The 18,823-nt window shown below is 62.0% G+C and carries 23 protein-coding genes and 2 pseudogenes; 7 read left to right on the forward strand and 18 right to left on the reverse strand.

Annotated elements, in window-relative coordinates:
* Positions 1-3: 3 nt before the first annotated feature.
* From ABM562_RS09540 to ABM562_RS09575, 8 genes are all read right to left on the reverse strand, one after another.
* Positions 4-675 (reverse strand): hypothetical protein, encoded by a 672-nt coding sequence (locus tag ABM562_RS09540; RefSeq protein WP_460421631.1) that lies wholly within the window; start codon positions 673-675, stop codon positions 4-6.
* A complete protein-coding gene (gene pilL2, locus ABM562_RS09545; protein ID WP_460421632.1) occupies positions 672-1,181 on the reverse strand; it encodes a PFGI-1 class ICE element type IV pilus protein PilL2 in 510 nt (169 codons plus the stop codon). Before pilL2 ends, ABM562_RS09540 begins: the two co-directional genes overlap by 4 nt.
* A gap of 129 nt (positions 1,182-1,310) precedes the next feature.
* Entirely contained in the window at positions 1,311-2,027 is a 717-nt protein-coding gene (locus tag ABM562_RS09550; RefSeq protein WP_460421634.1) for a DUF5983 family protein, read from the reverse strand.
* 65 nt (positions 2,028-2,092) lie between these two features.
* The gene (locus tag ABM562_RS09555) at positions 2,093-2,587 is read right to left on the reverse strand and encodes a JAB domain-containing protein (protein ID WP_460421636.1); all 495 of its coding nucleotides are present in this window, start codon (positions 2,585-2,587) and stop codon (positions 2,093-2,095) included.
* Between the two features lie 66 nt (positions 2,588-2,653).
* Positions 2,654-2,911 (reverse strand): hypothetical protein, encoded by a 258-nt coding sequence (locus tag ABM562_RS09560; RefSeq protein ID WP_460421638.1) that lies wholly within the window; start codon positions 2,909-2,911, stop codon positions 2,654-2,656.
* Between the two features lie 67 nt (positions 2,912-2,978).
* Positions 2,979-3,518 (reverse strand): STY4534 family ICE replication protein, encoded by a 540-nt coding sequence (locus ABM562_RS09565; protein WP_460421640.1) that lies wholly within the window; start codon positions 3,516-3,518, stop codon positions 2,979-2,981.
* 742 nt (positions 3,519-4,260) lie between these two features.
* Complete coding sequence (locus ABM562_RS09570) at positions 4,261-6,228, reverse strand: DNA topoisomerase III (RefSeq protein WP_460421642.1); 1,968 nt, start codon at positions 6,226-6,228, stop codon at positions 4,261-4,263.
* A gap of 97 nt (positions 6,229-6,325) precedes the next feature.
* A complete protein-coding gene (locus tag ABM562_RS09575; RefSeq protein WP_105642033.1) occupies positions 6,326-6,670 on the reverse strand; it encodes a helix-turn-helix domain-containing protein in 345 nt (114 codons plus the stop codon).
* 199 nt (positions 6,671-6,869) lie between these two features.
* Here ABM562_RS09575 and ABM562_RS09580 point away from each other — a divergent pair, with 199 nt between their 5' ends.
* On the forward strand, positions 6,870-7,037 hold the full coding sequence (locus ABM562_RS09580) for a hypothetical protein (RefSeq protein WP_460421644.1): 168 nt from the start codon (positions 6,870-6,872) through the stop codon (positions 7,035-7,037).
* Between the two features lie 93 nt (positions 7,038-7,130).
* Here the strand turns inward: ABM562_RS09580 and ABM562_RS09585 are convergent, their stop codons facing one another.
* The 9 genes from ABM562_RS09585 to ABM562_RS09625 all read right to left on the reverse strand — a co-directional run bounded on the left by ABM562_RS09585 (position 7,131) and on the right by ABM562_RS09625 (position 14,242).
* Positions 7,131-7,559, reverse strand: coding sequence for a single-stranded DNA-binding protein (locus ABM562_RS09585; RefSeq protein ID WP_460421645.1), 429 nt, complete (start codon positions 7,557-7,559; stop codon positions 7,131-7,133).
* Positions 7,556-8,059, reverse strand: coding sequence for a DUF3158 family protein (locus ABM562_RS09590; protein WP_460421646.1), 504 nt, complete (start codon positions 8,057-8,059; stop codon positions 7,556-7,558). The genes ABM562_RS09585 and ABM562_RS09590 overlap by 4 nt, the downstream gene beginning before the upstream one ends.
* A complete protein-coding gene (locus ABM562_RS09595; protein ID WP_460421648.1) occupies positions 8,056-8,811 on the reverse strand; it encodes a PFL_4669 family integrating conjugative element protein in 756 nt (251 codons plus the stop codon). Before ABM562_RS09595 ends, ABM562_RS09590 begins: the two co-directional genes overlap by 4 nt.
* A 150-nt stretch (positions 8,812-8,961) precedes the next feature.
* The gene (locus tag ABM562_RS09600; protein WP_460421649.1) at positions 8,962-10,179 is read right to left on the reverse strand and encodes an STY4528 family pathogenicity island replication protein; all 1,218 of its coding nucleotides are present in this window, start codon (positions 10,177-10,179) and stop codon (positions 8,962-8,964) included.
* Positions 10,173-10,724, reverse strand: a complete 552-nt coding sequence (locus tag ABM562_RS09605; protein ID WP_460421651.1) for a DUF2857 domain-containing protein — start codon at positions 10,722-10,724, stop codon at positions 10,173-10,175. The genes ABM562_RS09600 and ABM562_RS09605 overlap by 7 nt, the downstream gene beginning before the upstream one ends.
* A gap of 16 nt (positions 10,725-10,740) precedes the next feature.
* Positions 10,741-12,279, reverse strand: a complete 1,539-nt coding sequence (locus tag ABM562_RS09610) for a ParB family protein (protein WP_460421653.1) — start codon at positions 12,277-12,279, stop codon at positions 10,741-10,743.
* Positions 12,280-12,293: 14 nt separating this feature from the next.
* The gene (locus tag ABM562_RS09615; protein WP_460421654.1) at positions 12,294-13,172 is read right to left on the reverse strand and encodes a ParA family protein; all 879 of its coding nucleotides are present in this window, start codon (positions 13,170-13,172) and stop codon (positions 12,294-12,296) included.
* Between the two features lie 3 nt (positions 13,173-13,175).
* Complete coding sequence (locus ABM562_RS09620) at positions 13,176-13,391, reverse strand: AlpA family transcriptional regulator (protein ID WP_460421656.1); 216 nt, start codon at positions 13,389-13,391, stop codon at positions 13,176-13,178.
* A 113-nt stretch (positions 13,392-13,504) separates the two neighbouring features.
* Positions 13,505-14,242 (reverse strand): hypothetical protein, encoded by a 738-nt coding sequence (locus ABM562_RS09625; protein ID WP_460421658.1) that lies wholly within the window; start codon positions 14,240-14,242, stop codon positions 13,505-13,507.
* 391 nt (positions 14,243-14,633) lie between these two features.
* On the opposite strand from ABM562_RS09625, the gene ABM562_RS09630 reads away from it, so the two are divergent.
* Complete coding sequence (locus ABM562_RS09630) at positions 14,634-15,044, forward strand: hypothetical protein (RefSeq protein WP_460421659.1); 411 nt, start codon at positions 14,634-14,636, stop codon at positions 15,042-15,044.
* A 67-nt stretch (positions 15,045-15,111) separates the two neighbouring features.
* Here the strand turns inward: ABM562_RS09630 and ABM562_RS09635 are convergent.
* A pseudogene (locus tag ABM562_RS09635) lies at positions 15,112-15,649 on the reverse strand (SDR family NAD(P)-dependent oxidoreductase); the annotation flags it as partial.
* 184 nt (positions 15,650-15,833) lie between these two features.
* Between ABM562_RS09635 and ABM562_RS09640 the strand changes: the two are divergent.
* The 5 genes and pseudogenes from ABM562_RS09640 to ABM562_RS09660 form a co-directional block, all read left to right on the forward strand.
* Positions 15,834-16,334, forward strand: a complete 501-nt coding sequence (locus ABM562_RS09640) for a chalcone isomerase family protein (RefSeq protein ID WP_460421661.1) — start codon at positions 15,834-15,836, stop codon at positions 16,332-16,334.
* Positions 16,335-16,337: 3 nt separating this feature from the next.
* Positions 16,338-16,874: a DUF3833 domain-containing protein gene (locus ABM562_RS09645; protein ID WP_460421663.1), complete on the forward strand. Its 537-nt coding sequence runs from the start codon at positions 16,338-16,340 to the stop codon at positions 16,872-16,874.
* Positions 16,871-17,176, forward strand: coding sequence for a DUF6482 family protein (locus tag ABM562_RS09650; protein WP_460421665.1), 306 nt, complete (start codon positions 16,871-16,873; stop codon positions 17,174-17,176). The genes ABM562_RS09645 and ABM562_RS09650 overlap by 4 nt, the downstream gene beginning before the upstream one ends.
* A complete protein-coding gene (locus tag ABM562_RS09655) occupies positions 17,176-18,711 on the forward strand; it encodes a cryptochrome/photolyase family protein (protein ID WP_460421667.1) in 1,536 nt (511 codons plus the stop codon). The genes ABM562_RS09650 and ABM562_RS09655 overlap by 1 nt, the downstream gene beginning before the upstream one ends.
* A pseudogene (locus ABM562_RS09660) lies at positions 18,708-18,818 on the forward strand (DUF2256 domain-containing protein); the annotation flags it as partial. The gene ABM562_RS09655 and the pseudogene ABM562_RS09660, both read left to right, overlap by 4 nt.
* Between the last annotated feature and the right edge of the window lie 5 nt (positions 18,819-18,823).

Consider the following 18,823-nt stretch of genomic DNA (forward strand, 5'->3'; position numbering starts at 1 on the left):
TCGTTACGGCAGGGGCAGTGTGTGGTCGCCATGCCCAGGGACGTGGAACACCACCTGGTCCGCACGAATCGTACGCAATTGCCAGTTGTTCAAGCTGTCGCCGGGCTGCAGCAGGTGTACGGTTGTCAGCGAGCGCGCGCCGGAGGGCAGGGCTGCCACGAACCTGACGTCACCTCGGGTCTCGATACCCAGTAAGGTGAAGGGTGGGGGCAGAGGCTTGGGCTTGGCTTTTTCACCGGTGGAGGCCTGCGGCTGCGTGTTGGCGGCCGCTGGCGCAAAAGGACGGGTCGACAATTTCTCGAGCGTGGCCTCTGCCGTGGCCAGTCGTTGTTCCAGTGCCGTCAGATCGTCGCTGCTTGGACCAGGCGGTGCTGCCTGGAGGGTCTTGAGCGAGGCGGCCAGCCCATCCTGCTGCCGGCCGAGGGCTGCCTGCGCCGCAATGTGTCGACCTTGCGCCTCGTCCAACGCCACGACCTGCGGCTGCAGCGTCGTGAGCCTGTCGGCCAACGCATCGATATCGCGGCGCAGGGCAGGCGCTGGATCGGCCGGGGCATTGCGGGCGGCAGCTTGAAGTTCGGCCAGTTGCTGATGATGGTTGTAGGTTTCGGCGGCGAGCACGGCGGCGCCCAGGCACAGGGCGCCGACCACCAGGGCCTGAAAATGGAGGACCTTCATGGCGTGAACTCCAGGGGCGAGAAGGGGGACGCAGGCGGTGGCACGCGCAGGGCATAGCAAACGGTCCGATCGACCGGATTGATGTCGAGTCGCCAGGCCGGGCCGCCGATGATGGTCAGGGCGTCCAGCAGCGAGATCGGTCCGAGCTGGTGCTGCACTGCGGGTAGTGGGCGGCGGAACAATCGATCCACCCCAGCGCTATCGGCACACAGCGCGTAGCCCGAGCGTTGCAGCACGTGACGCAGTGCTTCACCTATGGTGGCGTTCAGTGCCGGGGCGATCTGCACGTTGACCAGTTGAAACAGCGGCTGGCGCTGCTCCAGTGAGGGTCGTGTATTGACCAGGGTGTAGCGGTCCTGGCGGACCCAGGCCGGAAGCTGGGTTTTCGGCTTCGGCGATGCCGCCGGCAATGCGGGCGGTACCGTGGGCGCTGGCGCTGGTGGCGGAGTGCTGCAGCCCGCCAGGGCGATCATCAAGCCGAGGGTGGGGAGTGTGGGTGTGTGCATGACCGGTTCTCGACAAATGTTGCCGATACGATGGCGAAGGCGTGAGGCGAGTCCCCACTGGAAAACCGAATTCGGCGAGCCAGATTTTCCGCCGGCCGCCAAAAAAAAGCGCCCGGGAGGGCGCCTTGGTCAGTCTTCGGTGAATAATGGTAGTTCCGCCAGTGGGGAGGCATCCGGGTCGAAGATCAGTAGGCGGGTGTCTGCCTGGCCTGCCAGCATCAACAGCTGGATTAGCACTGGCGGGACATGGTCATCGCGCATGCGCGCGCAGACTTCGCTGGCGCTCCAGCCGATACTGCTGGCTTCATGTGCCGCTATCCAGGGTGTCGAGTACAGCTTGCACCCCACGGCATGGCTACTGTTGAGCTCGAAGCACTCGAAGAGGCCTGCTGGCGAATTACACCAAGCGCGTACTTGCAGGTACTCGAACTCTTCTGCGGGCAGATGCGCGCTGCTGATTTCCCTGCTGCGGCTGTAGTGCCCGGTGGCAAAGGACAGTTGTTCGATCAGGTTTTGCGCAGCTTCCACGTTGCCGAGGTCGCCGATATGCATGGGGCGTCCGAGCTGATTGCTCATGATCTGGTAGAGCACAGTGCTCACCAGACCGTCGGCCGGGCAGCGCATGCGCACAAACTCGGGTACGCACACACCGTCGGTGATCACCGCGACGTCGTCATCGAACAGGCACGGCTGCAGATTGATGGCTTCATTGGGCAGCTCGTTCTGCGCCGGATGCAGCGCGCGGTAGCACGGCGGGCAATCGTCGGCATAGCTGATCTGCAGGACACGCTCGTAGCGCAAGTCTTGGAAACCGCGAAGAAACGGATTGGGCAGGGAAGGGTGCATGGTGGTTCTCCGAAAGCGCCGAGGCCACCCCGAACGGGCGGTGACCTCATGGGCAAAGTGGGCTGTCAGATCCAGCCGTGTTCGGCCAACGAAAGCGGGGTGCCTTCTCCGACGATGATGTGGTCCAGGACGCGTACCTCGACCAGGGCCAAGGCCTCGGTCAGGCGGGTGGTGAGCACCCGATCGGCGCCGCTCGGTTCCGAGCAGCCGGAGGGGTGGTTGTGGCTGAAAATCACGGCGGCGGCATTGTGTTCGAGTGCCTTGATGACCACCTCGCGGGGATACACGGAGGCACCGTCAATGCTGCCGGTGAAGAGGATGTCGAAGCTCAGCACACGGTGGCGCGAGTCCAGGCAGAGTAGGGCAAACACCTCGTGGTGGTAGGGAGCGAGCTGCAGTTTCAAGTAGCCTGCGGCATCGGCGGGGGTTACCAGCACCTCGCCGCGCTGGAAGTGACGCTGGTTCAGCAACTGCAGGGCCTCGGTGATCAGCGCATCCTCACGGGCGCGTTGGGCCATTACGGCGTCGAGTGGCTCGACCAGGTTCAAGACAGTGTTCATGGGCAATTCCTCGTGGCAGATGGAGCGCCCCCTGGGGGAGTGCCCCAGGCTGGTTTAGGTGTGTGATCAAAGGCGGGTGAAGCGATGTCGAGTGCCGTGCAGCGGGCTTTGGCAGCCATCGCACGGTTGCGTGGAAAAGGCCTCGATCCCGGCGCCGGTGTGCGGGTCGAAGTCGGCGCTCAGGGGTAGCAGGGCCTGCAGTTGCGCGCGCATGTGGGTGATGCGTTGCTCGACTTCAGCGTCGCTGTAGTACAACGACAGCGCGCTGAAGTCGTCGTAGGCGACCGCCTGCAGGCAGTCCTCGCAGAGCCAGAAGCTTTCCATAGCGACCTCCGACCGGAATGAACAACAGGCGCTCTTGAGAGCGCCTGCTGCGGGCGGCCAACCTGCCTCAGGCAGACTGACGTGCGGCAGTGGATTTACGTGCGGCGGGCGGTGTTGGCTGGCCTTGAGCGGTCTCACCGTCGCTGTCCGCCTGTTCCGACCCTGCTGAATCAGCAGCCTCAGGGGCGGCGGAAGCGTCGGTCCGAGCCGGCGCACGGTAGCTGAACTGGCCATCGACCTTGATCCACTCGATGAAGATCAGTCGGCCTTTGAGGCTGGCGCCGGGTTGCCCCTTGCGTTCGCCTTTCTCGTACATGAAGGGATCGACCCAGAGATCGCCGATGCGAAACGCGATGAGGACCTTGCGTTCAGCGCGGACGTCTTCCAGGTGCTCACGGATCAGCCGGTCGGCTTCGCCGCTGGCGACCTTACAGTCGAAGCGGGTGTACTCGACGTCGTCCGAGGCACCGTGCAAGGCAGCGATGTCACAGGCCATGAACGCTTGGCCACGGCGAACGGGGACTTCGCGAACACGGTTGAGGTAACCGATGCCTTGGGTGTGCAGGTTGAAGTAGGTGGTGGGGGCGTTATTGCTTGCAGTAGTCATGATGGAGCTCCTGTTCAGCAGAAACGCGGACATCCACCGGCCCTGGCGGCTGGTGAGTTCCGCAAGGGGAGGTGCAAACACATGATCGGTAGAGAAGGCGCTCATCACCGACGGGACGGTGACCGTGCGAGCTGCCGAGCGCGAGTCGCACTTTGGGGGAGAACCACCCGAAACGGGCGTAGCCTTGAAGGTCCTGGCTACCTGGGTGCTGTCAACGACAGCGGTGTGCAGCTCATCTATAAAACGCGCACTAGAGCCCGTCAACCGTGAAGTGCCGGCAGCTCGAGCAAGTGGAACTCGGTGGTCTTCAGTGGATTATCAGCGGCGAAAAAATAGCCCGACGGTCATCAGGCTAGGAGGAGTTGGACCACCTTTGACCCGGCGATGTGGCACCGAAGTCCGTCGCAGACCTCCACTGCCGATTCACCTGGATCAACCGACCCTTGTCGTGGCCTGGGTCGGAATCAACTGGCACGCATCCGCGCACAAAAGGTACCCAGTGTTTCGCCGGCGGGCACCGGAGCTGAGCATCGTCGCCGAAGCGGATGACCCCTGAGGCCTGGTACAGGCCGCATGGGTCATCCGCCTGGGGGACTTGGAACGCTGAGAAGTCATCCGCAGATGCGCTGAAGTGTGGCTCCGAACTCTAGGAGTCTGACCGAGCTGCCCGGAGCGAATCGGTCTTGGTCGCCAAGCGGCGAGGGGCCAGATCACTACACCAGCGCTGTGGTGTGCCGTCAAGTCATGCATTTTTCGCCCGTCGGGATTTCGCCACCGGCTTGGTGCCCTTGCATTCGGGGTTGCGGATGCACGACCAGAAGCTGCCGGTGCGACCTTTGCGCTGGCGCATGGCGCTGCGGCACACGGGGCAGAATGGACCCTTGCTGGGTGGCGGGCGCAGGGTGAGGGTGGTGTTACTGCGCACCAATCGGGTCAGCCAGTCTGTCTGCTTGGTGAGAAAGGTCTCGACGCTCAGCTGGCCCGACTCGATGCGGTCCAGCGCCTGCTCCCACAGCGCGGTCATGACCGGGTCGGCCACCTCCGGTGGCACCGCTTCGATCAGGGTATGCGCTGCGGCTGAGGCGGCCAGGCTGCGTTTCTTTTTGGTCAGGTAACCGTGGTCGATCAGGCCCTCGATGATGGCCGCGCGGGTGGCTTCAGTGCCAAGCCCGCAACTGTCCTTGAGCTTCTGCTTGAGGCGCGGATCGGCCACCTGGTTGGCGATGGTTTTCATTGCTTTGACCAGGGTGCCTTCGGTGTAGGCCTTAGGCGGCTGCGTGCGCTGTGCGTTGAGCGTGGCGTCGATCAGCGCCACCGTCGCGGATTCACGCAACGTCGGCAATCGCTGCGCCTGTTCGGCCGGCTCGTTGCCGTCGGCCTCGTTGATCACCGCCTTCCAGCCGCGAACCAGAATCTGTTTGCCGCGCGCCAGCAACTGGTCGGATTGGCTGTGCAGCTGCGTCTGGGTTTTCAGGTACTCGTGCTCAGGCAAGAACTGCGCGAGGTAGCGGGCGCGGATCAACGCATAGACTGCCCGCTCGCGCTCGGAGAGCTGCGCCAGATCCAGCGACACGGCAGTGGGAATGATGCCGTGGTGCGCGGTGATCTTGCTGCTGTTCCAGGCGCGGGAGCGGCGGCAGGGGTCCACCTCTTTTAGAACTGCCCCCAGCGAAGGCGCGGCGGTGGCCAGGGCGTGGAGGACACGCGGCACTTCATCGAGCATGCTGTCCGGCAGGTAGCCGCAATCGGTCCGCGGGTAGGTCGTCGCCTTGTGGGTCTCGTACAGGGCCTGGGCGGTGGTCAGGGTCTCCTGTGCACTGAGCCCGAGCTTGGCCGAGCAGATCTCTTGCAGCGTGCTCAGGTCGAACGGCAGCGGTGGGCCTTCGCGCACGCGCTCGACTTCGACGCTGTCGATCTGCGCGGAGCCGGCTTGAGTGAGGCGCCTGAGCGTATCCTTCGCGGCAGTTTCGTCGATGCAACGTCCAACCGCATCGCTGACTGCGGCCGGGGGCTGCCAACGCGCGTGAAAGCGGATCCTGTCCTGCTCCAGGTGCGCCTCGACGGTCCAGAATGGCTGCGGCACAAAGCTCGCGATCGCCCGGTCGCGCTCGACCACCAGGCGCAGGGTTGGCGTCTGCACGCGTCCCACCGGCAGCAGACCATCGAAGCCGGCGCGGCGGCCGAGCAGCGTGAATAGCCGGCTCAGGTTGATGCCGACCAACCAGTCGGCACGGGAGCGGGCCAGCGCACAGTGGTACAGCGGCAGGGTTAGCTCACCCGGACGCAAGCTGGCCAAGGCTCGGCGGATCGAAGCCTCATCCAGGGCGGAGAGCCACAGGCGCAGAATCGGCCCCTGGTACCGACAGCGCTCGAGAATCTCCCGGGCGATCATCTCGCCCTCGCGGTCGGCGTCGGTGGCTATAACTACCTCGCTGCAGGTGCGCAGCAGCTGGCTGATCACCTTGAGCTGACTGGCGACTTTCGGTTTAACCACCAATTGCCAACGGCTGGGAATGATCGGCAGGTCGTCCAGCGACCAGCGCTTGTAATCGCCATAGGCTTCAGGCGGCGCAGTTTCCAGCAGATGGCCGACGCACCAGGTGACGGTGATGTTCTGGCCCAGCAGGCAGCCATCGCCGCGGCGGCTGGCCTGCAGCACCCGGGCGATGTCGCGGGCTTGGGATGGTTTCTCGCAGATGAACAGGCGCATACACGGGCCCTCTCGGTGGGTACCGACAGGGTGGGAGTGTGGTCAAGAAACGCCAGGGTAAATCCGAAGGTGCCGAGCTCATATCGGCGGGCGAGCGTTACTTGCGTTGCGCCAGATGGGACGCCAGGGTTTGCAGTAACTCCAGGGTAAATTGCTTATCGGCTTCACCGAGGACCTTGATGATCGACGTGATCTGCTCACTCTGGTCCTGGGGCCGTGGACTGATCGCCAGCAGCAGCTCATCAGCGGGACAGCCATACAGGTCGGCTAACTGCAGCAGCTTGGTCACGGACAACTCAACCAGGCCACGTTCCAGGCGCGACACAGCTTCACCGGTGATGTGCAAGTGATCGCCAACCTGGTCTTGGGTCAGGCCACGCGCGCGGCGATACTTCGCTAACTGGCGGCCAATGTGATGTGGGCTAGGCTCTTTGACTGGCAATGGGGGTTCTCCAATTCAACCCATATGGTTGACCAGTAACCCAAAGATATGAACGATCCAAAAGGTTGACTGCCAACCCAATAAGTCGTATCACCGAAAAATAGACGTATGACCTACCCGTCACTACGGAGGCAGCGACTTGCACGGATCCCACCAGAGTGAGGCAGATGCGTTAGCGATCAAGGCCTACGAGCTGTTCATGGCCACCCATCTGGAACCGGACAATGGGGAGGCACGCGCCCGGTTGATTGCCTGGGTACAGGAGAGTCCGGCGCACTGGCGGGCATTCCTTGCCCTGGACCAGTACCTCGCGGAAGTGAAGCAAATGCTGGAGAGTGAGCGGCGCGGGAATGCCCGGCGAGAGTGATCACAACGCGGCCGCCAGTGTTGCCCGCTGAGCTGTCTGCACCGTTCCAGTGATTTCGCGCTGCGGGGGGCGGTTCCACTGAGTACCACGCACTTATCCGGACTTGCGCGGCGCTTTCTTGCCACTTCCCTTGCGCGGAGAACTGGCGTTGTCGCTATCCTTCACGCGCATGGTCACCGAGGCCAGGCGGTGCGGCAGGATACCGATGCGCCGGGCCTCCACCTTGAACGTCACTCGCGCGTTGTCTTCGCTGTCCTCCCATTCCTCCTTGACCGTCCGCCCCTCGACCAGGATGCGCATGCCCTTCTGGTACAGCGTGCTCCAGTGTTCGGCGTCGCGGTTCCAGAGCTCAACTGGCGCCCAATAGCCGCCACGATCCTCGTAGCCGCCTTCACGCGGTACCGGGTTGTCGAAATAGACATTCAGCCGCAGCAGGCGCCGCGGTTCATCCGGGTTGGTGTTGAACTCCTGATACTCAGGAACGCTGCCGATGTTGCCTTCACCAACAAACAAAGTACTCATGCGGGATACTCCTGGGTGGGGGAACGAGTTAGGGCGAGCTCGGCGACCTCGAGCTTGCTGACACCGGCGATGGCCTGGCGATACAGTGACTGCAGGCTGCTCATCTGCAGGTTCAGCACAACGCGGTTGGTCTCCAGCTGATACAGAGCCTGACGCAGTTCAGGGTGCAGACGCGGATGAACCACCGCCTCCTGCCACACCTGCACTCCCATGCGCTGGAAGTCCGGGCTGCGCCAGCGCAGGAAGTCAGTGCCCGTCGCGCTGTGCTGGACGACTAAGCGCAGGTCCAGCAACGAGAAGGGGGGCTGCGCCATGATCGCGAGCATCACTGCCATCAACTCGGCGACCTGGATGCGCAGGCGCAGGAGCGTCTCGGCGAACTGCTGCAGATCCCCCTTACCCTTAAAAGGCTTTAAAAGGCCTTTTAGGGAGGCACCTTGTGCGAACCCGCGGTAGACATCCGTTGACAAGCACCGGGCGATGGCTTCGGCCAGGGTCATGCATCACCCCCTTCAATGGCGGCGTCCGGGGTGGGTTGTTCAACGAGCGTTGGCGTGCTGGGGCTTTCGATTTCCGGCGTAGCGTTGCTGCGGGCGATCGGCGGGGCGAACTGGGAGCGGCGCGTCCCTTTCAGAATGTCCTGCGGAGGGATACCGAACTTGTCGATAGCTTCGCGGGCGCGGGCGTTGTTGGCTGCCATGTCGTCCCGACTCACCCCGGCCAGGCGGTAGCGCTGCGCCAGGCCGAACAAGCTGCGCAGCAGATGTGCACCGCCATCGATCCAGGATTCCATGTCGCCCCGGCCGATCAGCGCCGTGTGGTGGGCGAGCAGCACCCGCCGGACCAGGGTGTCGTAGTCGGTGAGCAGGTAGATCGCGAGAAAGCCCAGCTGGCTGCCGATGAACAGCGGCAGGGTGACGGGATGGATGTTGAGGTTATCGCCGACATCGACCTGAGTGGGCAGGGCACGTTCCACTCCGCTGATCTGTTGCGTCAGTGTGGCCATGTCGACCCTGGCCTGCAGCAGCTTTTCCTCCAACTGCAGCATGAACCAGTCCGCGTACGGATCGCCCTGGCTGCTGGCGTGCTTGAGCAGGTTGGTGACGCTGATGTAGCCGGGCATTCCCAGGATCGGGTGTACACCTTCCTGGCCGCTGCGCCCTTGCCACAGTCGTGCCGCATGGTGGGTGTGCAGGGTGAGGGTGATGCTGCTGCGCAGGGAGCCCAGGTTGAGTTGGTAGTGATCGACCATCGCCGGTACCTCGCCGTCGGAATGACGCCGACGATGGGCCAATCCCTGGCTGGCGACGCGGATCAACGCGAAGATGGCTCGCTCGCATTTTCAAGAGGTGGACGTTCTTGGAATCGATGGCATAGGCATGGAATCCACCGAGATCCAGTCCTAAGTTGTGACGCCGGTGCCGCGACACCGCTGTTTCAGTTCCTCCAGGCAGGAGAGGGCGAGTGGCGAGACGGTGCGTTGACCGCCGCGCTTGGGTCGTTCGCTGGGTGGCTCCCCTGGCACAGGCTTCGCTGGGCGTGAGGGCGTGGTCGCGGGTGCCTCTGTTTCGGTGCGGGCGGCCCATAGGGTGAACTCGCCTTGGCAGGCGCGCTTGATCAAGCCCATCAGGTAGGCGACGGGTTTTCGGATCTCACCGCGGGCGCAGCGCACCGCCGCTTCATTGATCACGGCTTGTTGCTGTTCCGGCTCGAGCTGACGCATTGCCTGGGAGGCCATGCGTCGCTCGTTCGGGTTCAGCGGTAAATCCCCGGGCCATCGTGCTCGGCCAAACTCCACCTGCGCCAGTACCGTACTTTTTTTGCTTTTGTCTTTCTGTACTGTACGGCCAGCGTCGGCATTCCGAACCACAGCCAAATCCGGTGCATTGCCGCAGGGTTCGGGAACTGTTGCCCCAGCCGGGGAATTCCGAACGGGGTCGTGTGCGCCAGTTTCGGAATTCTTTATAACTACTTCTTCGCTCATCAGCGGCAGCTTTTGCTGTTGGGCCGGCGGCAGCGAGCCGAGTCTGTCCTTGTCGCGCAGGGCAACCTGCGGATCGGCTTGGATTTCCGCGATCACATGCTGCGCCACGTCCCGCACTCCTTTGGTGGCATGGGAGAGGTTCTGTTGCAGCAGCGCCGCGTAGCCGGTGTCCAGCTCCAGCTGCTCGGCAGGGGTCAACGGATCGCCGTGCAGCACGTAGACGCAGCCACGCAGGCAGCCGTGGGCGTCGCGCGAGCGGTCGACCAGGCTGAGCCAGCGGGTGGTGCGCAAAACGTTGAGCGCTCGAGCGATGGTTTCGCGCGACGCCAGGGTGCCGCAGGGACTGGTCGCCAGATAGGGCTGCAGGTCCTGGTAGCGCGGCGTCTTGACCTGGCGCTCGGTGATCAGCCAGCGCAGTACTTGCCAGGTGTTACGCTCCAGTGGTGTCAGCCGGCGATCCAGCAACAAGGTCTGCGGCAGTGGGTTGTTGTCGCCGTAGTAGATCGTGCGCACCGCTGGCTCCTCGGCCGATGCAGTTAATTTGGCCTGCGCCGCGTACCACTCATTACGGCGCCGAAGTGTGTCGTAGCACTGGCGCACCACATCCTGCCAGTCGACCTCGTAGAAACTCAGCATGGTGTGCCTCCGTAAAGCTCGACCTGTTGCCAGACCAGCATCAGGCTGATGTGTTGTTCCTCGGCCAGCATCATCATGGTGTCCAGCGGATCGTTGTCCGGGTCCTCCGCCCGCAACTGACTCCAGCGATTCCACACCGCATGCTCCTGCGTTTCGCTGAGCTGGACCGGGCGACCGCGATGGGTCTCGATCTTCAGCATGCGTCGACGCAGCGCAGTTTCCGAATGGTCCAGGCCAAAGTAGCGGTACATGATGTTGGAGCTCGCGCCCAACTTGAGCGCCCGATTGATCAACCGCTCGTTCTGCTCGTCGCGCTCGGCCTGGACGATCAGGCGGCGTAGCACGGTGGTGTCGACTTTCACCTCGACCCAGGCGATCGACGAGTGCGCCAGGTGGGACAAGGTGGTTGGCGTCAGTGACTGCAGGACCTCAATGTCCTCATCGGCAAGACCCAGGGCTTTGCAGCGCTGCAGGCGGCCGTGGCGCAGCTCATGCAATACCTGGTTCAACATGGCATGGTTCAACAGATTGAAAGTCGTGCTCATGAGGTTGCTCCTCACGTTATCGAGTGGATGACAGCGTTAGCGCTATCAGCTGACGGGCGTGGCGGATCAGCGTGAACAGCTGTTCCAGCTGGGCGTCGGGAAGACGTTCAAGCCCGACCGTCAGGGCTGGGCGGTCGGTGAAGGGCAGGTCATAGGCACCGATCAGCAGCTGACCAAACAGCGCCGCGGGCAACTGCTGACGTTGCTTCCAGGTCACGTCGTCCTGCAGGCGCAGCAGGGCTGAGAGCAGCAGCTGAATACCGGTATGCCGCGGGCTGAGTCGTTCGCTATGCCCCGGTGAAAGCGTGAAGCCCAGGCCGTCTGCGTGCGGGCTGACCATGGCACCGGCGTCTGCGTAAGCGGCAAGCTCGGCGGCCAGGGTGGCGCAACTCGTGCGCAAGGTGCTGATATTGTCCAGTGACGCTGGGGGGAATGGCGCCGCACCGACCGTACTGGGAGCTTCCTCGAACTGTTCCAGGGGCTTTTCCAGCAATGGCTCGTCACCCAGCGCCTGGCGTATCTCGGGCAGGCGTAGTGCTGGCCGCGGAAGGGTGTCTCCGTCAGTCTGGTCTGGCTCAGGATTGGGCCCTGCGGTCGACGTTTCCGGTGGATGATCAGGTGTCGGCGAGGGCACATGGGGCTCGCCAGCTGGATTGGTTGGAAAGGCAGGAGTGCCGTCCGTAGAGGGCAGCGAGGGATGTTGCACCTGGTGCAACTCCAGAGCCAACAGACGAGGCGTCTGCTCCAGGCTCACCGCCATCTTGGCAATCAATTCATCCTGCAGCTCACTCGAATCCAGCTCGGGCTTCTCACTGTCGAACGCTGACAACACTTCAAACCACAGCAGCGGGAACTGCTCGGAGCTACCGAAATACTGGTTCCAGATCGACTCCGCCCGCCGCCGCAAGCTGATAAGGCGTCCGATGGCGGGTTTCCCCAGACCCGCATAAAGCACCTGCGGAATGACGGGGAGCAGGTGCTCCAGCGCGTCGAACATGCGACTGATGTGCGATTGCGAGATGGGATAGCCACCCTCACTCAAGCGCGTCGCGAGTTCGCGTTGGGTGAGGTGGGCGTCCCCTTGCTGAAACATGTCTTGGAGTTTTGCCACGGCGAGGGCCCGCTCGATGAACGTCAACTGACCATGCAGGTCGCTCTCGGCTAGGTGCCCGAGCAAGGCATGTGACTCGGACTGCCAGGGCCGAAACAAGCAATGGATACGGAAGAACCGCTCTTCGCGCGTTTCCTGCCACAGCTCGCCGAGGATGCTTAGGCGCGTGTTGCCGCCGTTACGGATGATGAAATGCGATTCATCGGGGCGGCGGGTGATGGCGGGTGGCTGATCCAGGCCGCGCTCGCGGATTGAAGCCTTGATGTCGTCATAAAGTGGGTTGCGCACCACACGCGGGTTAAGCTCGTAGGGCCGCAGTTGCTCAAGGCTGACCACCATCGGCGTGTCGCCGACGGGGGCTGCTGCGAGGTCGCGGCCATGCTTCTGCGAAAAGTGCGCCTGTTGCAGTTGGCGGGTGATGTCTTCAGAGGTCGGCGGCTTCATCACTCATCCTCCGATCAGCCGCGACTGATCAGCTGGCGCTCGGCAGCGGCCGGGGTGCCAGGTGTTGGCGCGGCAAGAGCGCCGATCTGCTCGGACCACTTCGGGAACAGCTCGATGGCCAAGCCGCGCATGACCTCAGCGGCGCAAGGAGTGCGACTGCCGGGCGGAGGGGTGAACTCCACGCGGTGCACGGGCAGGCCCAACGAGGCGGCATTCGGATAAGCCACGCGGTTGGGGATCACCGTGCTGCAGACACTGACATGAGGGTCAGCCTGAAAAGAGGCTTGCAGGCTCTGCATGATCAAGCGCGTATCGCGGCGATTGGCGTTGACCTGGTTGAGCAGCAGCCGCACCGACGGCAAGGCCACGCCAATGCAGCGGTAGGGCTCCAGCTCTTCAAACAGGCCCAGCGTGCCCCGGCGCAGCTCGCGCGCGGCGAGCATTTCTGGTGGGACCGGGCACAGGGCGCAATCGGAGGCGAGGATGACCATCTCCACGACCACGCTGCGCGCACCCTGGGTGTCGATGATCAGCACATCGTAATGATCCTCCAAGGCAGGCAGTAGGTTGCGCAGGCGCAGCCGGCCATCGGCCGCATGCAGCAGCAGAGTGCTGATATGCCCGGCGCGGTCGTTGGACACGACAAGGTCCAGGTGCTGGATGACGGTGGTGGATATCACCTGTTCAGCCGCCGTGAGCCGCAGTGCAATGAGCTCGTAGCTGCCGGCCTCACGGGACTCGCACAAGGCGTAGTAGCTGGACAACGTCGGTTGGCTGTCCAGATCCAGCAGCAGGACCCTTAGCCCCGCATCGGCGAGTACGCCGCCCAGATTGGCGGCGACGGTGGTCTTGCCCGCGCCACCTTTGGTCGAGATCAGCGAGAGGACGTCCATGATTTAGTCCCCCGTGGACAGTCGGTCCTGGACCCACTGTTCGATTTCCAGTGAGTCCCAACCGACGGCACGGGTGCCGATGCGCCGGCATTGCGGGAACTGGCCGGCCTTCATCAGGTTGTAGATGTGCGAACGCTTGAAGCCAGTTTTCTGCTCCACTTCATCGCGGCGCATGATGTGACGGTCCACTGGCAGTGGGGCTGGGGTGGTCGGTTGCATGATGTCACTCCGTAGCACCGGGTGGCGCGTGGTGGGATGTGACAGTCAGTGAAGGTCGGAAGAGGGGTAAAAACATTGTCAGGCAATGACGGGCATTGCCTGACAATGCGGCGTCAACCCCGTCCTGCCTGGGCTAAATGACGGCGAGCGTCGGCAAATCGCCGATCGATGGTACTTTTGCTCAGGCCATCCACTCCAGGAAATCGCAGCAGAATGGCTTGGACCAAAGCGGCCTGGCTTGGGTAGATCGATTGCATCTTGCCGCTTTTGGTTTTCCCTAGCGTGGCCTCGAGCATTGCGCCGATCAGCGTGTTGTGCATGACTTCAGAGGTCTCGGACGGGATGCCAAGTGAATCGAGTCGCGCTTTCAGCTTGTTGTTGAGCGTGCTGAGGGCTGACATTTCATCAGCGGTGGCAGAATAGGTTTGCTGCAGCTGCTCAATCTTATGTAGGGCAAAGTCGAGTTCGGCTTGTTTCGCTAAATGGGCATTCAGGCTTACGCATCCCGAGTGATCAACGTTTTGGGAAAACAGAAAGGCGGGTTTCTGATCTGGGTGGCTGCGTACGAACCAGACCAGGAGATCGGTGCGCCGAACGGAGTAGTACACCCGGTGTAAGTGACTATCCGAAGTAATCGGGTGTCCCAAGTAGGTTGCTGGCAATTCGCCGCTGAGAATGGCGTCGTAGATGCACTCGACGTAGTCGTGCAGACTCGGCCACTGCGGAAAATGCTTGCGCAGGCTGCCTGGCTGGGAAAGGTCTACCTGAAGAATTTCGTCTTCGTGGTCGGATAGGTCACACCACAGAATTGCGGCATCAATGGGATGGTAGGAGCTTCTGATCGAGATCATGGCACATAGCCTCCTGCTGCGTTCGTCCTAGAATCGCTGGCGGGGGGCTTCTATTCTGGCCCCTGTCGAGCGAGCCGGGTTCCGAAAGACCTTTTTCGGATCACAAAGTTGGTGACCACGCAATGTTCATTTGGTTCGGCTGAAGAAAACCGATCACGACAGGTTTTGGTACGACTAACTATTAGCATCATTCTGCCCAGAAAGCATTTTCCTGCCTACAGGGTTGTGATTGTAATCTTTGTACCTGTTACGCAGTACAAAAATACAGGGGAGTAGTGCGACGAGATTTGTAAGTTGCTGCGAGAGGCTAACGTTCGAGAATGCTGAAGTCTCGAACCTGGCAGGCGATTTTGGCCGTTCTTGCACTTGGGCGCGGTACATGGGAGGTCAGGTGAGCGACGCGGAGCGGTCTCAGCAGGCGGCGCTGCGGGCCAGCACCACGCGCCGCTACGTCCAGGCCATCGAGCACTTCGAAGGGGAGTGGGGCGGCTTGCTGCCGACGTCCAGCGCCAGCGTGGTTCGCTACATGGCGGCCTATGGTGCCCAGCTGAGCGCCAGCACTCTGCGCACGCACCTGGCGGCGCTGGCCCAGTGGCACCAGCAACGCGGTTTCACTGACCCGACCAAGGCGGCGCAGGTGCGCGATACCCTGCGTGGCATTCAGGCGCTGCATCCACAACCGGTCAAACAGGCGCCAGCGTTGCAACTGCAAGTCCTCGAAGCCAGCATCGAGGGGCTGAGTGCTATTTGCATAGTGGGCAGCCGGCGCGGCGTCTGCGGGCTGCGTGTGATCAGGCGTTGATCCTGCTGGGGTTCTGGCGCGCCTTTCGTGGCGAAGAGCTGTACCGGCTGCAGGCCGAGCATGTGCGGATTGAGGTGAGTGCTGCTTTGCTGGCGCGATAGCTGTACCAGCCACCCAGGCGGTTGTCGCTAATTGAGCCTATTCGCGCTGACAGGGCGGCAAACGTTGCGGGCTGGTGCTTCAGCAGCGGCAATAGGTGCTTGAGCAACAAAATGGGGGGCAAAAGAGTTTGTGGCGAAGCTGGCCTGCAGACTGGCCAGGTCAAGCTGTGCGAGTTTTTTTTCGACGCGTGCCGTCGTGTCGTGCAACACACCCACTGTGCTGATCACCAGATGTAGTTGCTTGCAAGTTGCGCCGATTTGCCGAGCCAGTTGCTCCAGCGCCCTTTCGTCGCGCGCGTCGCAGTCGATGCGGATCAGGCGTCGGCCATGTTCATGGGAGAGCGCCTCTAGCTCGTTACTGTGGGTCGCTTGGCGCGAGACGGCGAATACCTGTACTACGTCATCGCGCGCTAGCAACTGTGAGCAAAGCGCAAGGCCAATGCCTTGGCTGGCTCCGCAGACAACAGCGTTTGCTGCCACACGTAGATCGGCGATCAGTGTCATATGGCGCTCCCAGCAAGAGGTTGCCGCGGTGTGGCTCCCGGGTCAGACGAAATTGAGCCTTTCTTCCGATAGTTATACATTAATCTGTACATTGAAATATACTTGTACAGTATTTTGTCTTCCCGGTGTCTCGCACATGGCAAGCAGAACTTCAGCACTCAGCCTATTCGCCTTGGCCGTTCTAATGACGATCACGCAACCCGCATCTTCAGACTGGCAGCCTTCACTGCCAGGGGCGCGTTTGGCTGGCAGCGGCGATTTCACCTGGTTCGGGCTGCATCTTTATACCGCCCGCCTGTGGAACGCCGGTTCCACGTGGAGTTGGCACGAGCCGTTTGCCCTAGAGCTGATCTACCATCGGGCGTTGTCCCGGGACACGCTGGTGCAGGCCAGTGTCGATGAAATGCGCCGCCTGGCTGACAAACCAATAAATGCAGAGATCTTGAAGAGATGGTCACAAGCGATGCGCGAAGCGTTTGTGGATGTGCGGCCTGGCATGCGCATCACCGGGCTTTACATGCCGGGCCGAGGTTGCCGCTTCTATGTCGATGGCCAACTGAGCCTTGAAGTCATCGAGCCGGCTTTCTCCCGCGCGTTCTTCGCCATTTGGCTCGATCCCCGGGCCCGCGATCCGCAATTGCGCCAGCGCCTGCTCGGGCTGGCCGGGAACGACCGAGTAGACTGAAACATGTACAAAGCGCTTTTGTTGATTAGTTGCCTGTTACTGGGCAGTTGCGGAAACGTCGACGTGGCGCATTACGCTGCAGAGCAGCCGCGCCTGGACCTTGCAGCGTTTTTCTCGCGGCCTGTGCATGCCTGGGGCATGTTCCAGAAGCGCTCGGGAGCGGTCGTCAAGCGCTTTGAAGTGCGTATCTACAGCCGCCGTGAGGGCGAACGTCTGATCCTCGACGAGCATTTTCTATACAGCGACGGTACGCGCCAGCAGAGAACCTGGACCCTGAGCCCGGACGGCCCCGATCGCTGGCGCGGTACCGCTGGTGACGTGATTGGCGAGGCCACCGGTGAAATGGCGGGTAATGCGTTGCGCTGGCGCTACCGCCTGGACCTGCCTGTTGATGGGCGGAACTGGGAGGTGGACCTGGATGACTGGATGTACCTGATCGACGAAGACACTCTCATTAACCGCTCTAGCATGAGCAAACTCGGTGTGGAGGTTGGGCAGATAACCTTGTTTTTCCGCCGCTTGCCGGAGGGCACACGATGAACCTGAAGCAGCTGATCGAGTCGGCGAGCGCTGGCGATATCAATGAGCTTGAAATTCTGTCACTTGAGGGGGGCTTTTACGTGTTGCGCGTGTTGACTGACACCGGGCCCTGTTCTTTGTGCGACGCGAACAGCGACATCCTGCGCCTGCGTTCGACCAGCGAGTTGCGGCAATTGCTAGTCGATGTGCCTCCCGTGCCGTGCATGCTGGTGCAGCATGAGGTGCACGACGAAATGTGCGGTCAGCACACAGGTCCTGTTGCCCCACGGCGGGTGCCGTTTACGCTAGCCAGTCAGTGGTAGTGCATGGGAGACGCCTGGGCCTGGTGCTGGGCGATCAGCTGTCTTTTGACCTCGCGCTGTTGCGCGCCCTGGACCCTGCGCGCGACGCGCTACTGATGGCTGAGGTCGAGTGTGAAGCACGCTATGTACCGCATCATCCGCAGAAGATTGTGCTGATATTCAGCGCAATGCGCCATTTCGCTCAGGCCTTGCGCGAGCGGGGCTGGACGGTGCATTACCAGCAACTGGATACGCCGGGCAACAGCGGCAGTATCGCCGGGGAGCTACAGCGCTGGCAGGCTGCACTGCATGCAGACGAAGTGCATGTAACCGAGTGTGGCGAATGGCGGCTGGAACAGGCGTTACGCGATGCCGGGTTGCCGCTGGTGTGGCATCGAGACACCCGCTTTCTATGCTCGCGCGAAGCGTTCGCGCGTTGGTCCGCTGGGCGTAAGCACTTGCGAATGGAGCACTTCTATCGGGGAATGCGCAAGCGTTGTGGCCTGCTGCTGGAACCTGACGGTAGCCCTGCCGGAGGTGCCTGGAATTTTGATGGCGACAATCGTAAGCGACTGCCGCCTGGCCTGCGTGGGCCGATCCCGGCGCCATATGCTCATGACGCGATCACTGCGGCAGTTGTGACCTTGGTACGTGAGCGCTTTGCCGACCATTACGGTGTAGTCGATACCTTTGACTACCCGGTCACTCATGACCAGGCCCAGCAGCTCTGGGAGCACTTTCTTGAGTTCAGTCTTGCCGACTTCGGTGACTATCAGGATGCGATGGCTGAGGGCGAGCCATACCTGTTTCATGCGCGCATCAGTGCAGCGCTGAATATCGGCCTGCTGGATGTGCGTCGGCTGTGTGTCGACGTCGAGCGCGCCTGGTGCGAGGGGAGGGTACCGCTCAACGCTGCCGAAGGCTTTATCCGCCAGTTGATCGGCTGGCGCGAATATGTGCGCGGTATCTACTGGCTACGCATGCCCGAATACGCCGCGTTGAATTACTTGGGCAACGTTCGCTCGCTGCCCGAATTCTATTGGACGGGTCAGACCCGCATGCGCTGCATGGCCCAGGTGATTGATCAGACCCTGCAGTTGGGCTACGCGCATCATATCCAGCGCCTGATGGTCACCGGCAATTTTGCGTTACTGGCCGGTATCGCGCCGCCAGCGATATGCGAATGGTACCTGGCCGTGTACATGGACGCCTTCGACTGGGTCGAGCTGCCCAATACACTTGGCATGGTGATGCATGCAGATGGTGGTTACCTTGGCTCGAAGCCCTATTGCGCCAGCGGCCGTTATATTCAGCGTATGTCCGACCATTGCTCGTCGTGCAGTTACAAAGTCGAACACGCCGTGGAGGAGGATGCTTGTCCGTTTAATGCACTGTATTGGCATTTCCTCATCCGTCATCGCCAGTTACTGTCGAAAAAACCTCGACTGGCACTGGTCTATCGCAGCCTCGATGGCATGTCGTCGACCCGGCGCGATGCGGTGTGGCTACGTGGCCAGAGGCTGTTGGCACACCTGGATGCCGGGGAGTCGATATGAACAAGCCGTTATTGCCGAGCAAGTTCTGCGTTGTGTGTGGCTTGCCGTTCAGCTGGCGCAAGCGTTAGGTACGCTGCTGGGAGCACGTTCGCTACTGCTCTGAGCGCTGTCG

The organism is Pseudomonas sp. ZL2, from assembly GCF_054788455.1.